The organism is Sphingomonas sp. ID0503, assembly GCF_048565625.1.
Lineage (GTDB): Bacteria > Pseudomonadota > Alphaproteobacteria > Sphingomonadales > Sphingomonadaceae > JBLZUR01.
In genome coordinates, this window is record NZ_JBLZUR010000002.1 from 948845 (window position 1) to 963703 (window position 14859).

The 14859-nt window shown below is 63.5% G+C and carries 10 protein-coding genes; 2 read left to right on the forward strand and 8 right to left on the reverse strand.

Going from position 1 to position 14859, the window contains the following annotated elements; genetic code table 11:
- Window positions 1-3: 3 nt before the first annotated feature.
- Complete coding sequence (gene glf / locus ACM608_RS05530) at window positions 4-2373, reverse strand: UDP-galactopyranose mutase (RefSeq protein WP_419682257.1); 2370 nt, start codon at window positions 2371-2373, stop codon at window positions 4-6.
- A 167-nt stretch (window positions 2374-2540) separates the two neighbouring features.
- Here glf and ACM608_RS05535 point away from each other — a divergent pair, with 167 nt between their 5' ends.
- Together ACM608_RS05535 and ACM608_RS05540 are read left to right on the forward strand one after the other, a co-directional pair.
- Window positions 2541-4748: a family 1 glycosylhydrolase gene (locus ACM608_RS05535; RefSeq protein ID WP_419682258.1), complete on the forward strand. Its 2208-nt coding sequence runs from the start codon at window positions 2541-2543 to the stop codon at window positions 4746-4748.
- Between the two features lie 101 nt (window positions 4749-4849).
- Window positions 4850-6250 carry a hypothetical protein gene (locus tag ACM608_RS05540; RefSeq protein ID WP_419682259.1) on the forward strand — a complete coding sequence of 467 codons (1401 nt, stop codon included), beginning with the start codon at window positions 4850-4852 and terminating at the stop codon, window positions 6248-6250.
- A 16-nt stretch (window positions 6251-6266) separates the two neighbouring features.
- On the opposite strand, the gene ACM608_RS05545 is transcribed toward ACM608_RS05540, so the two are convergent.
- From ACM608_RS05545 to ACM608_RS05575, 7 genes are all read right to left on the reverse strand, one after another.
- Window positions 6267-7010 (reverse strand): SDR family oxidoreductase, encoded by a 744-nt coding sequence (locus ACM608_RS05545; protein WP_419682260.1) that lies wholly within the window; start codon window positions 7008-7010, stop codon window positions 6267-6269.
- Window positions 7007-8059: a zinc-dependent alcohol dehydrogenase gene (locus tag ACM608_RS05550; protein ID WP_419682261.1), complete on the reverse strand. Its 1053-nt coding sequence runs from the start codon at window positions 8057-8059 to the stop codon at window positions 7007-7009. Before ACM608_RS05550 ends, ACM608_RS05545 begins: the two co-directional genes overlap by 4 nt.
- 3 nt (window positions 8060-8062) lie before the next feature.
- Window positions 8063-8803 carry an SDR family oxidoreductase gene (locus tag ACM608_RS05555; RefSeq protein WP_419682262.1) on the reverse strand — a complete coding sequence of 247 codons (741 nt, stop codon included), beginning with the start codon at window positions 8801-8803 and terminating at the stop codon, window positions 8063-8065.
- Between the two features lie 2 nt (window positions 8804-8805).
- Window positions 8806-11025, reverse strand: coding sequence for a hypothetical protein (locus tag ACM608_RS05560; RefSeq protein WP_419682263.1), 2220 nt, complete (start codon window positions 11023-11025; stop codon window positions 8806-8808).
- A gap of 131 nt (window positions 11026-11156) precedes the next feature.
- Window positions 11157-11711 (reverse strand): hypothetical protein, encoded by a 555-nt coding sequence (locus tag ACM608_RS05565; protein ID WP_419682264.1) that lies wholly within the window; start codon window positions 11709-11711, stop codon window positions 11157-11159.
- A 12-nt stretch (window positions 11712-11723) separates the two neighbouring features.
- A complete protein-coding gene (locus ACM608_RS05570; RefSeq protein ID WP_419682265.1) occupies window positions 11724-12872 on the reverse strand; it encodes a zinc-dependent alcohol dehydrogenase in 1149 nt (382 codons plus the stop codon).
- Between the two features lie 86 nt (window positions 12873-12958).
- Complete coding sequence (locus tag ACM608_RS05575; RefSeq protein ID WP_419682266.1) at window positions 12959-14836, reverse strand: M61 family metallopeptidase; 1878 nt, start codon at window positions 14834-14836, stop codon at window positions 12959-12961.
- Window positions 14837-14859 lie beyond the last annotated feature (23 nt).

Below are 14859 nucleotides of genomic sequence, written 5' to 3' on the forward strand. Positions count from 1 at the left end.
GCTTTAGGCCACCTTCGCGATGCGGATCTCCGAGCCCAATGCGACGCGCGGCTCCTGATCGGTCCACCGCGCGGCGAGCCGGCGGTAGGTTGCCAACGCCTGCCCGACCACCTGGTCCATGTTGTAGTAGCGATAGGTGGCGAGCCGGCCGACGAAGCTGACGTCAGGCAAAGCGAGCGCCAGCGCCTCATATCGCTTGTACAGCGCCTGGTTCTCCGCGCGCGGGATCGGGTAGTAGGGATCACCCTCGACGCTCGGGTATTCGTAGGTGATGCTGGTCTTCGGCGCATCCTGACCGGTCAGGTGCTTGTATTCGGCAATCCGCGTATAGGGCACGCTTTCCGAGGGGTAGTTCACCACCGCGACCGGCTGATGGCGCGGCGCGTCGATCGTCTCGTGGCGGAACCTGAGCGAGCGGTAGGGCAGCTTGCCATAGCAGAAGCCGAAATACTCATCGATCGGGCCGGTGAAGATGAGGTGGCGGTGCGGGTAGGCATCCCGTACCTCGCAGAAATCGACGCCGAGCAGCAAGTCGATGTTCGGATGATCCAGCATCCGCGCGAACATGCTGGTGAAGCCTTCCTTCGGCATCGCCTGGTACTTGTCGGTGAAGTAGCGATCGTCCGTGTTGGTCCGCGTCGGCACGCGCGAGGTAACGGACTTGTCCAGCTCGGACGGGTCCATGCCCCATTGCTTTCGCGTGTAGCCCTGGAAGAAGGTCTCGTAGAGTTCTCGCCCGATCGCGGAGATCACCACGTCCGCCGAGGTCCGCACGACATCGACCGGCTCGGCCCGAGCGGCAAGGAAGGTGGCCGCCTCTTCTTCGTTCGCCAGGTCGAGACCGTAGAGCAGGTTCAGCGTGGTGCGGTTGATCGGCATCGGCACCAGCTTGCCGTCGACATCGGCGAGCACGCGATGCTCGTAGCTGCGCCACTCGGTGAAGCGCGATAGATAGTCGAACACATCCGCCGAATTGGTGTGGAAGATGTGCGGACCATATTGGTGGATCAGCACGCCCGCATCGTCCAGCCGGTCGAAAGCGTTGCCGGCAATATGCGGGCGGCGATCGACCACGAGCACGCGCTTGCCCGCGTCCACCGCCAGCCGCTCTGCCATGACCGCACCCGCAAAGCCCGCGCCGACCACCATCGCGTCATAGGGCTGTGGCCGATCGCCGGTCCAGACAACGGGCGAGACGATCGGGTGAACGTGCGCGCTGGTCTCGACGGCGGTCCAGATGAGCGCACTCATCTGGTCAAAGGTGCGGTCCCAGCTGCCGGCCTTCAGCATGCAATCAACCTCGCCCAGCCAGTCGCGCTCATGGCGGAGGCTTAGCGCCTCATCGCAGGCAGCGATGAAGGCCGCGGGGGTGTCGGCGATCCTGACCGCCGCCACTACACCATAGTGCCTGATTACGTCGGTGATCGGCGTCGAGACCACCGGACAGCCGCCTGCGAGATATTCGGGGGTCTTCGTTGGGCTGATGAAGCGCGTCGCCTCGTTGATGGCGAAGGGCATCAGCGCAACGTCCCATCCGCGAAGATAGGCGGGAAGCTCGGCATATTGCTTGCCGCCGAGATAGTGGATGTTGGGCCGCTGCGGCAGATCGCGCGGATCGATCTTCACCACAGGCCCGACGATGACCAGCGACCAGTCCGGCCGCGCGTCGGCGATCTCGGCCAGCAGCGCGAGATCCATCCGCTCGTCGACGACGCCGTAGAATCCGAGGCGCGGACCCCGGATGTCCGCCTGATCTTGCGGCTCCGCACCACCGAAGCGGGCGGCGGCGAAATGGTCGACATCGACGCTCGAAGGGAAAGGGTGGATCGCGCCGTGGCGGTCGCGCTTCGCCTCATAGAGGCTGTATCCGCCGGTGAAGACGAGGTCGGCCTGAGACATCAGCCGTTGTTCGAGCGGAAGCAGTTCCGGCGGTGCGCCCTTGAAGTTTGCGAGTTCGTCCATGCAGTCATAGACGATGCAGTCGGTTGCGACGTGCTCGGAAAAGGGGAGCATCATCGGCGTGTAGTACCATCGAAGGACTGGCCGCTCCGGCTTCGATCCGATCGCCTCGTCCAGAAGACTGCGGAGGGCCATCAATTCGGCATCCCTGCTCAATCCGTTCGGCAGCCTTGGCGTGACGACGGTGACGCCGCTCTCCGCGCAGGTGGCGATATCGACTGCCGGCGCTTCGGAGCCGTAGATCGGCTCTTCCCAGAAAAGTACGCGCCATTCGCGCGCGAAGCGGGTCATTAGATGTTGCGGCCGCTGAAAGACGAAATTCCATCGCAGGTGGCTGAAGCACAGCAGCGTGCCCTTGGTCGTCCTGCCTTCTTCGACAAATAGGGCGGAGATGTCGCTGCGACGCTCTGACATTGCGGATTCTTGCTCCTTGATGAACAAGTGCAACATGCGGCATCCTCCGCGGTTCCGATAATGTAAAACTTTCAATATGTTGATCCATGTTATTTGAGAATTGTCTTCGAAGTGCAGTTGGCGTCTTGGTCGAAGGAACAGAACTTATGACCGGCAATTGACTGGCGATGCCGCACCATGATCTGGAACTCTGGGGTGGGCCAGAATGCACGGTGAACCGCATCGGCGACCGTTATGTCGATCAGTTTGCGCGCGCCGGGCATTTCGATCGCATCGAGGATCTCGACCTTTTCGCTGACCTCGGCATCAAGGCGCTCCGCTACCCGATACTTTGGGAACGCGTCTCCCCGGCCTCATCCAACGAGCAGGACTGGATGTGGATCGACGCGCGTCTGGAGAGGCTAAGAGCGTTGGGCATCCGCGTGATCGCCGGTTTGGTTCACCACGGAAGCGGGCCATCCTATACGAACCTGCTGGACGATGAAGGCTTCGCGCCGGGCTTAGCCGATCATGCGCGGCGGGTGATGGCGCGATATCCATGGATCGAGGATTGGACACCGGTCAATGAGCCGCTGACCACCGCCCGCTTCTCCGCGCTGTACGGCCATTGGTATCCCCACGTCCGCGAGGAAGGTGCGTTCTGGCGCGCGCTGCTGAACCAGATCGACGCGGTGCGGCTGTCCATGGCCGCCGTCCGTGAAATGAACCCCGCCGCGCGGCTCATCCAGACAGACGATCTCGGCCGCACCTTCGCCACGGCGGAGGTGAGGGGACAGGCCGCTTTCGACAATATTCGCCGCTGGGTCGGCTGGGATCTGCTCTGCGGTCGGGTGACGCCGCAGCATCCGCTCTGGTCGCATATCTGCCGATTCGGGCTGGAGGCCCGCTTGGCGGCGATCGCGGACGCGCCTTGTCCGCCCGACGTGATCGGGGTGAACCACTACCTGACCAGCGATCGTTTTCTCGATCATCGGCTCCATCGCTACCCCGCGCATCTTCAGGGCGGAAACGAGCGGCAGCGATACGCCGATGTCGAGGCTGTCCGCGTTCTCGAACCGCCTCCGCCAGGCCTTGAAGGCGTCCTGCGGGAAGCGTCAGAGCGGTACCGCATCCCGATCGCCCTTACGGAAGTTCACAACGGCTGCTCGCGCGAGGAGCAGGTGCGCTGGATCGCCGAGGCCTGGGACACCGCGTCGAGATTGAGGCGCGATGGGGTTCCGATAGAAGCGGTGACAATCTGGGCGCTCCTCGGCAGCTCGGACTGGAACACGCTTCTGACTGGCTCCGGCGTCTACGAGCCGGGTGTCTTCGACGTCAGCAGCGGCAGACCGCGTCTTACAGCACTCGCAGCTCTCGTTCGCGGCTTGCCACAAGCCGCGCCACGTCCGCCGCTTGCCACGCGTGCCGGCTGGTGGTGTCGGCCAATCCGATTGGAGCACCCGATTGTCCATCGCCCGGCGCCGCTGTCGGCCCACCGCACTGCCCCGCTGTTAGCTGAATTGAGTCCTGCGCCGCTGATGATTATCGGGGCGACCGGAACGCTCGGCCAGGCATTCGCTGGCGCCTGTGATCTCCGTAACATCCCTTATCGGCTGACCGGCCGAAGCGAGATCGACTTGCGCGATCCGGCCAGCATTACGCGCGCGCTGGACGAACATCGGCCCTGGGCCGTGATCAACGCGGCGGGCTGGGTCCGCGTCGATGAAGCGGAAACAGAGGCGGAAGCTTGCCTGACCGCGAATACGACCGGGCCAATCCAACTCGCCGGAGCCTGTTCGGTGCGGGGCATTCCGACGATGAACTTTTCCAGTGATCTCGTCTTCGGTGGTGACAAGAGCGAACCCTATGTGGAACGCGACGCGACATCGCCGCTGAACGTCTACGGCGACAGCAAAGCGCGTATGGAGGAGGGCGTGCTGGTTCAGTCCGGCCGGCATCTGGTGATCCGCGCGGCGGCCTTCTTCTCGCCCTTCGACATCTACAACTTCGCCCACGCCGTGGCGAATGCGGCCGCCCGGGGAGAGGCGTTCCGAGCCGCCGCCGATCTCGTCATCAGCCCGACCTATGTGCCGCAGTTGACGGCGACCGCGCTCGACCTGCTGATCGACGGAGAGGAGGGCATTTGGCATCTTGCCAATGCCGATGCCCTTAGCTGGGCTGAGTTCGCGCGTCGGGTTGCCGCGGCGGTCAATTCATCATGGACAGGCTTAGAGGAGGTTCCTGCCAGCGAGTTGGGGTTCGCGGCACGGCGGCCTCGCTTCGCCGCGCTGCGGACCGAGCGGGGGGCGGGCCTTGGTGTGCTCGACCTTGCAATTCGAGAGTTCGCCGCCGGCTTCAACGCGGATCTTCTCAAGGGTCGGCAGTACGCTGCCTGAGGCGAAAAGCCGCTTATCAGCCGAAAAACGTAGTGGTCGCACCTCGATCCGGCCGCTAACGCGCTCTCGTGTTCCTCCGCGTCGACCCACCCGCTCCGTTGATGTCCCGGGTTCGCGTCTGCTCCGGGCAACCATACTTCCAAACCGAGGACGGCAGGCCGTGGACGCCGATCGGTCATAACGACGCGATCACCTGGCCGGAACTCGCCCCGCTCTTCCGGAGGCGCGATCTGCCGACGGTCGAACGGCATCTGATCTGGCTGAGAGATCACGGCGTCACCTGCATCCGGCTGATGCTGGAATATTGCCATGGTGAGAACCGGTACCTGGAACGACCGGTCGGGCGCTTCATGCCGAACATGGTGCGGCTCTGGGACGACCTGTTCATGTTGCTGGAGCGGGTCGGCATGCGCGTCCTGCTCACCCCCTACGACACGTTCTTCATGTGGATCCGGTGGCGGCACCATCCCTATAACCGCGCCAATGGCGGCATTTGCACGAGCCGGCGCAGCTGGCTGACCTGCCCGGAGACGCGGGATGCGATCAAGAACCGGCTGGCCTTCGCCAGCGATCGCTGGGGTGGCAGTCCGGCGCTGTTCGCCTGGGATCTGTGGAACGAGATCCACCCGGCTCATGGCGGTGACGACGCTGGAGCAGCAGCACCGTTTATCGATGATCTTTCGGGGTGGCTTCGGGCACGGGAGATGGAGAGACGTGGTTTCGCCAACCTTCAGACCGTCTCTGTCTTCGGCCCGGAGTTGATCCGCCATCCGGCGTTGGTGGAGACGATCTTCCGGCACCCCGAGCTCGATTTCGCCAACACGCATCTCTACGAAAAAGGCACCATCGATGACCCGCGTGACACCGTCACCCCAGCGCTGTCGGTCGCACGCCTAATGCGCACTGCGGTGCGCGAGGCCGGATGCGAACGCCCCGTCTTTGACTCCGAGCACGGGCCGATTCACAGCTTCAAGGACCGCAAGCGTACGCTTCCTGCGGCGTTCGACGACGAGTATTTCCGCCACATCCAGTGGGCGCATCTGGCAAGCGGCGGTGCCGGCGGCGGAATGCGTTGGCCGAACCGTCATCCGCATGTGCTGACCCCCGGCATGAGGCAGGCACAGAAGGCGCTCGCCGGTTTCATTCCCCTGATCGACTGGACGCGCTTCCGCCGACGCAATCTGACTGAGGAGCTTCGCTGCGACGATCCGGGCGTGGCGGCGGTCGGCTGCGGCGACGAGAAGCAGGCGGTCGTCTGGCTGGTCCGGACGGATCGTACCGCAGGCGACGGCACCTTGCTGGCGTATGACGCAGCTCGGCCAGCGAGGGTGCAGATCCCTGGCTTGAACGAAGGCGACTATGTCGCTTCGATCTACGACACGGTGAAAGGCTCCGTCGTTCGCCAGGTCGAAAAGGCTGCGATGAACGAGTTCCTCGACCTATCAGTCGGACCGGTGGCTGCGGACCTCGTGATCGCGATCCGACCTAGAAGCGCCATTTAAGTGAAGGCCGGCCCGGTCAGTAGATCTTCTGGTGAAGCGGCTCGATCCGCAATGTCACGACATCGACACCAGGTGGCCGCGTCGCCGCATACATGATCGCATCCGCCACCTCGGCCGGAGGGAGCAGCTGGTACTCTTCGACTAACCGGCTGCGCTCTTCAGGTGAAAAGGGCTGCATCGCCGAGCCAATCGCTCCCGGCTCTATAAGGGTCAATCTTATGCGCTCGGGCATCAGTTCCTTGCGCAGCGTCTCCGCGAAGGACGCCACACCGCCCTTCGCTGCATTGTAAACGCTTTCGCCGACCGCTTTGATGTGAACGCTGATCGAGCCCACCAGGATGATCATACCCTCATCGCTTCCGCCCGCCCGGATGCGCTCGATCGCCGCCTGTGTGCAGGCGACATAGCTCGCGAGATTGCTTTCCAGCACGTATCGCCAGCCCGCATCGTCCATTTCCATCAGTGGACCGGAGCCCACGCCTGCACAGGCGACCAGCAGTTCCAAACCGCCGAGCTGTTGGTCGACAGCTTCGAAGAGGTCGGCAACGCCGGCGCTGGTGGAGAGGTCGGCAGGAAACGCCTTCACCCTTTCTCCACCGCCCAGCGCTTCCACCGCGCCGGCGACATCCGCCTGCGGACGATCGGTGATGAGGACCTGCGCACCCGCATCCAGCATGCGGGCTGCCACCGCTCGCCCCACACCGCCCGCGCCACCGGTGATCAGGACCCGCTTGTCCTGCAGGATCGATGTCGCGCTCATATGGTGATCGCCACGAACACCGCGCCCGTCTCTTCCTTTCGGTCGGCCACGTCGAACGCCTCGTTGATCTGGTCGAGCGGGAAGCGGTGGGTGATCATCTTCTTCACGTCGATGCGGCCTTTCGCGATCAGGTCGAGGACCATGCCTTGCTCACGATAGATGTCGTGCATGGCGAAGCTGGCGCTGGGGATCAGCTTGATCTCGGACATCTGGATCCGTTGCCACTCAAGCGGGATGGCGAGTTCGCCGGCATCGAAGCCGCCGACGATGACCACCTTGCCACCACGACGCACCATCTTGGTCGCCTGGGGCAGGGTCTGCGGCATCGACTCACCGCCGGCACATTCGAACACGATGTCGGCGCCGCGTCCGCCGGTAAACGCCTTCACCCTCTCGATCCGATCCGCGTCTGCGGCATTCACGACCGCATCGGCCCCGAGTTCCCTGGCAAGGTCCAACGAGCTCTGCACCTTGTCGCAGATGATGACATCCGCACCGCTCGCTTTCGCCAGCATCATCTGAGCAAGGCCGATCGGTCCGGCGCCGATCACCGCCACCTTGTCGTTGATTCCGAGCGCGGACAGATGCTGCGCGTGGAGGCAGACCGAGAAGGTGTCGATCAGCGACGCCTCCTCGAAGCTCACATGATCGGGCAGCTTGTAGAACTTCTCGGCCGGACCTGCGACATACTCGGCATAAGCGCGCGACACGTATTTGGTCCGAACGTCGTACAGGTGTTCGCAGATGTTATAGCGCTGGATGCGGCAATAATCGCATATGCCGTCGCCCATCACCGTTTCGATGACGACGCGATCTCCCGGTCTCACATTGGTGACGGCCTCGCCAACCTCCACGACTTCGCCCGCGAGTTCATGCCCCATGATGTGGCATTCGAGCTCTGGCTCATGCTTCTTCCAATGGCGCAGGTCCGTGCCGCAGATGCCGGCAACGCGGACGCGGGCGAGGACGAAGTTTGGCGCGGGGATGATCGGCCGCTCAGCCTCGGTGATTTCGAACGTACCTTCGGCGGTCTTGAGTGCAGCCTTCATCGCTCAGCTGGTCTTCTGGATGCGCGGCTCGATCCGCAGGTTGACGACATCGCTTGCCTGCGATCGGGTCAGGATGAACTGGATGGCTTCGGCGATCTCCTCAGCCTGCAGCATCTGGTGCCGGGCGACGGCCTCGCGCTTCTCCTCCTCGCTGCATTCCTGCATGTCGGTATCGACAGAGCCGGGCTGCACGACGCTGACCTTGATGTTCTTGTCCGCGATTTCCTTGCGCAGGGTTTCCGCGAAGGCCTGAACGCCCGCTTTCGTGGCGGAATAGACGCTTTCACCCTCCGCCTTGATGTCGGTGCTGATCGATCCGACGAACAGCAGGTGGCCGCTACCCTGACGCTCCATCCGCTCGATCGCGGCCTTCGCGCAGGCGAGATAGCCGACGAGATTGGTCTCGATCACATAGCGCCAGTCCCGCTCTGCCATCTCGTGAATCGGCTCGGCACCGAGTGCGGCGCAGGCCACAAGCATGTCGATCCCGCCGAGCTTCTCGTCCACGCTTGCGAAGACCTTGCTGATTCCGTCCGCAGTCGCGGAATCGGCCGCGATCCCGATGGCCTCGCCGCTGCCTTCCGCTGCCGAGAGCGCGTTGTTCAACTCCTTCTCATGGCGGCCGAAGGTGAGGACGCGTGCGCCCTCACCGACAAGGAGGTTGAGGGTGGCGCGCCCGATGCCCGTGGTGCCGCCGGTCAGGAGGATGCGCTTGCCCGCAAGGTCCGTGTGCTCGATGGCCATGCTCACTCCCAGGTGATGACGAGCCGCCCATTGGCGGGCGCATGATAGTCGATGCGGTCTTCGGAGGTTTCGTGCGGACGAATCACGTCGCCCCCGTCCGTTGTCAGCGTCGTTTTGGTCAGCTTGCGCCGCTTGAGCCGGACCAGGCGTAGATTGGCCGTGCATGTATCGCCGCCATCCAACGAGAGCGTCAGCGCACGGTCTCCGGTCCGCTCGATGCTGCGGACCAGATAGTCGCAATACAGGCGGAACGGCGCGCCGTCGACATTGTGGAAGGCGCGGGAGGCGAAGATGAAGGCGGCGCCGGCCCCGTAGACTTCTTGCCCGACCTGACCGGCCTGCTGACCGTCGGGATAGAGATCCTCCAGCGGGAAGGACAGCTTTGGGTCGATATGTCCATTAGCCTCGCGCTGCTTGTCCGCGATTGCTTCTGACGGTAGAGCGTCCGGGTAGTAGTACCAGGCGCGGGACAGCACATACTTGCAGTATTCGCTGACCAGCATTCGCGCTTCCGGTTCCAGGTCCGGCCCGCCGTCGTTCAGATACTGCTCAAAGGCAACGAAGCTGTCGAAGCACTCGTACATTGCCATGTAGGGCGCATCCTGCAGGCAGGTGACGCCCAAGAACGTTTCATAGTGTTCGGCATGGCCGATCTGGCTGTCCCAGATGACAGTGTTGTGGAGAAAGCTGCCGAGGTAGACATAGCTCTGTTCCAGATAGACGTCGCGGTTGGTGATCCGCCACAGACGCATACACGCCGCCGCGCCCCAGGCTGTCAGATTGGCCTGATAGTTGATGTTGAAGCGCAGGCCGAGCGCCGCTTCGATCGCGGCCTTCGCCTCATCGAGATAGAGCTTGTCGCCGGTCAGTTCGAATGCCTGAAGCATGACCCACGCGTAGATTCCGCCGACGTCGGTCTGGCCCCTGCCATCCGCGGGTGCGGTCTCCTCGATCACCGAAAAGTCCGTAACCTTGTACTGGACTGGCCATTTGTAGTCGAAGTGGTGCGCCGCCCGAATGCCGAAACCGAGCGAGTCCATGAAGAGGGCGCGCGCACCCTCATCACCATCCAGCGCAAGGATGCCGAGGTTTAGAAGCGGGTGGTAAAGGTACCAGCTATCGACGGCATCGGCGTCCTTGTCCTTCCCGACATTCGGCAGATAGCGCCGCAGCGTACCCAGCTCGGGATCGTAGAATTTGCGCAATCCCTTCTTCAGCGCGGCTTCGAGCGGATGAGGCTCACCGCGCCAGGTGCCCCAGCTGTGAAGGGCGGAGATCACCGACATCTGCACCATGATGTCGGGATATTCCGCCGCCGTGTACGGGTGGACGTAGAGGTTGCCATAATGGCGGATGGTCGCCTCTGGCGCTTCCGCGAGGTCTCGCGCCGCGCGTTCGGCACGATCGACCCAGTCGCGATATTGGACCGGCGGCTGCTCCAGCATCTTGTAGGCGGCACCGAGCATCTGGACGAACTGTCGGGCGGACTCCCGCTCATGCGGAGGTGCCTCATGCCGGAAGACGAGGATCACGTCGGACAGGATCACGGGCTGACCCGGCTGCAGGCAGACTTCAGCGGTATCTGCGTCCCGTGCAGGAGTAGGGGGAAGGTAGCCAAGCTCGGGCCACTCGCCGCCAACGACGCCGTCGGGTGTGGTGCCGGTTGCGCGGAAATAGTCGTTCAGCGAGGTCAGGTTCTGGAGGTAAAGCACGTTGCCGAACGCCGGCTCGTCGATGCGGAAGTAGAGCATGCCGGCATTATGGCCACGCTGCGCCGCCTCGACATTGCCGTCCGACTTCAACGGGTCGTTCTCGTTGTCCAGCGGGTAGAGGTCGCGCGGTACGAAGGGCAGCGTCATCGTGGCGGACGGTGTGAACTCGACCAGCACGCGCAGTCGTTCAAGCGCCTCCTTGCTCTTGAAGAAGGTGATCAGGTGCTTGCCCGAATTGCTGGTGACCTCCACCCGCGCGGCTTCCCCCGATCCGCAGCGCAGCGACTTGCACGCGAATGGCGCCGCCAGAAAAGCCAGGCGGAGCGCAAGTCCGCCGCGATCAGGGCGCCGGACGATGGCGAAGATGGAGTCACGAGCGGCCCGAACCTCGACCTGCAGCTCGCCAGTCTCGAACTGCGCGAGCGCTTTCCCGTCGGAGTTCAGCGTGTCCCTGAGTGCGAGAAGATAGGGACTGACCGGTGTGCTGGGTTTTTCGATCGTCGTTGCCATCGGCTGCCTCCCTTCTGGTCACCGATGAAGCGATCGGAAACTTTCAGGTTCCGGCTCGTCGACGAAAAAAGTCAGTCTTCGAACCTCCATTAATCAAGGAAAAACCGACCGCATCTCGGGCGCGGACCTCTCTACTGGGCCCGTGCGGCTGCCTCCTCGCCATCTACCCCGGCTGGCGCGAGATCTATAGCCCGGTCCTTGCGCTTGCCTGACCGGCGCGACCATATCAGGAGCACGGCGCCGATCGCGACTGCCACGCCGGCCTTCTTCGCCATGCCCTTGGGGTTGTGGCGCAGCTCGGACCGCCAGCCGAGTTCGGCGGGGATGTTGGGTACCCGGCCGTGGGCGAGATCCTCGACGACACCCTCGACCACGTTGATGCGATCCGCGCCCATCAGCAGCAGCCAGTGCCACCAGTCGGACTCGCTGCGGCGGAAGGCGTAGCGGCGGATCATCCCGCTCAACCCGGCCGGCGGCGTCGACGTGCCGACGACCGCCGGCAGCCGGTTGTGCTCGATGGATTGCAGGATTTCGACATCCGGCGCCTGCTGCGCCGGGCGGCTCCAGGTCAGGCCGCGCGTCTTCTGATCCTCGATATGCCGCATCGGATAGGTTGGGTCGTTCTCCGGATCTGCATCGACACCCCAGCCTGGGATGGAGGACGTGTCCACGATGGTCTTGGTCACCTTCCTTCTCCTTCACGCGGGGTTCGGGATCAGCACCGGCTTGATGCAGCCGTCGAGCTTGGACGAGAAGATGTGGTAGGCATCCGCGACATCCTCCAGCGGTACCCGATGGGTGATCATCGCCTTCGGATTGATGTGGCCGTTGCGGATGTGCTCGATCAGTCTGGGCAGCAGGCGCTTTACCGAAGCCTGGTTCGCACGGACGGTGATGCCCTTGTTCACGACATTGCCGATCGGGACCATGTTGCCGGTCGGACCGTAAACGCCGACGATCGACACGATCCCGCCCTTCTTCACCGAGTTGATCGCCCAGTGGAGCGCGATGGCGTTGCCCGCCTCCAGCTTGAGCTTGGTGCCGAACAGCCATTGCAGGCCGTTGCCCACAGCATCGCCGCCGACCGCGTCGATGCACACGTCGGCACCGAGCGAATCCGTCTGTTTCTTGAGGAAGACGACCATGTCGTCGATCTCGCGCAGATTGTAGACTTCGGCATGGGCGAAGGACCGTGCGAACTCCAAGCGGTAATCCTGGCTGTCGATCACGATCACGCGACCGGCACCGAACAGCCAGGCCGACTTGGCGGCCATCAGCCCGACGGGCCCGGCACCGAACACGACCACCGTGTCGCCGCGCGTGATGCCTCCCATCTCCGCCGCCTGATAGCCGGTCGGCACGACATCGGTGAGCAGCACGGCGTCGTCTGGGTCCATCCAGTCGGGGATCACGGTCGGACCTACGTCTGCGTATGGAACCCGGACATATTGCGCCTGGCCGCCATCATAGCCGCCGGCAGTGTGCGAGTAGCCATAGATGCCACCGACCGCAGTCGCCTGCGCATTGGACTCGTGGCAGTTGCCGAACAGTCCCTGCTGGCAGAAGTGGCATTTGCCGCATGCGATGTTGAACGGCACCAGTACATGATCGCCGACCTTCAGGTTGCGAACCTCTGGCCCGACCTGTTCGACGATACCGCAGAACTCGTGTCCGAAGGTCATGCCCACACGCGTGTCGGGCACCATGCCGTGATAAAGGTGCAGGTCCGATCCGCAGATGCACGAGCGGGTCACGCGAACGATCGCATCCTCCGGATGCAGGATCATCGGCATCGGTTTCTCGTCAGCCCGGACGCGGTAGGGACCACGGAAGTTCATCGCCAGCATGGTCGAGTTCCTCGGTTATGAGGTCGCGTAACGCCACTGGTTGCCAAGGGTTGCGCAGCGATCGAGACGCGCCGTGGCGCCGCTGATCATCCGGCAGCGCCGCCCTTCTTCCGCTTCGGGGCAAGGATCTCGTCGAGGCGTCGGCGCGCGCCGGAAATGGGCTCCACGTGTGGATATTTGTGACCTCCGGGGCATTCCACCATTATCTCGCGCTGGTGCTTGCCCACTTGAGTCAGGAGCCGGATCTCGCCTCCTTCGCCGGCGTTCGAGATGGCGCGCGCGAGTGCATCGGGGCTGAACGCCTGTCCATCGACGCCGATCAGTTTGGCGCCGGAAGTAAGCGCGGTATCGAAGGCGGGGCTTCCCCATCGAACCTCTTGCACCTTTCCGTCCGTCGAAACCGAAAGACCGAGCGAGAAGATGAAGCTCGTGACGCCGCTCAGTTTCTCCCGTGCGCGCCAGAGGTCCGTCGGCTGGTCACGATACACCAGCCGGTAACCGCCTCGCTCCAGTCCAGCGAGCGGCGCGTCCGCCCGCGTATTATGGAGCTTGTCAATGAAGAAGTCGGCCCAATCGAAGTCGGCTAAACCGGTCAGCGTTCGCACGACATCGTCGAACTTGTAGGTGATCGTGACGGCGTCCTGCGTCGCGTCCGTGCCGAAGAACAGACGCGCGAAGTCGTCGAGCGACCGGGTGTCGCCGCTCATCTCACGGATGCGGGTATCCACGTCCAGCCAGACGAGGGCTCCCTCCGTGTAATAGTCCTCGCTGCGTTGCCAACTGGGCCAGGGCAGCGGCGAGCGCGCTGCGATGATCGGGTCTTTGGTCGTGTCGCTCATCGGCCGCCAGCGCGAGCCTGCCTGCATGTCGTGAGTGGCGGCCGTGTCGGCCAGAGCAGCGAGGGCGTGGTCCGGAGTCCACAGGCCGGATCGGGCGGAAAGCACGCGGTCCCAATATTGGGTCTGCCCCTCATAGACCCACATCAGGCTGTTGCGGATCGGCTGGTAGAAGCACGGTGCCCAGGAATCCGCGCCGCGCCGGTGCTTGCCGTTCCAGCCGTGGATATACTCATGTGGAAAGCTGTCGCGGCGCGGAAAGCTCCCCTCCCAATCCGCGAAGTAACCCGGGATGCTTGCGATCTCGCAAGAGCGGTGGTGCTCGACTTCGATGCTGCCGATCTCGTCGCTGAGCGCGAGCAGCGCCTCGAACCGGTCGAACGGCCTCGGCCCAAACAGCAGGTCCGCCTCCTCGACCACCGCGCGATGGGGGGCGATTTGGTCCTCCGTGGCCTCAAGCTGGTAAGCTTCGTCCGCGAACACGTTCAGCGCGACGCCTTGATCATCGAGTTTGAAGCAGCGGTAATGCCGGCCGGCCATGAGCGGAGAGTCGACAAGTTCGTCCAAGCCGACCGTCTCGAAGCGGATCATCTTAGAGTTTGCGTCTGCGATCGGAAGGGCGGTCGCGAAAAGCCAACCCTCCGGCAGCGTGAGCCGCGCCTCGACGGAAATGCCGCGGGAGAAGAATCCGGCCGGGTAGAGGACCATGCAGTTCCATTCGAGGTTCAGGAGGTCGGGCGAGACGACCACCCGGCCTTGCGAACTGTCCGTCGGAGAGAGGAACTGAAAGCGTGCCTCGATCTGCTTCACCTCATCGGGCACATCGATCCGGAAGGCGTGAACCTCGGTGGGGTGCCGCACCCAGTGCAGTGGCTTGCCCGAGGCCTCGAACTGCAGGCCCGCGAGAAGCTCGATGGGTGCTTGAGGTGCGTGGTAGCCCGGCAACCACTTCGGCAGCAGCACCGTCAGCACACCCGAGCCTGCAACCGGTATGATCTCATGCACATGGAAGATGCGCCGCAAGACGTCGCTGGCATCGACATACACGCGCAGGGTGCCACAATACTCCGCATCCTCCGGCTCGGGCATCGGAGAGGGTTGCGACAAAGGCTGCGGCAGATCGGTCATGCGAGAACCTGTGAAGGCTAGGT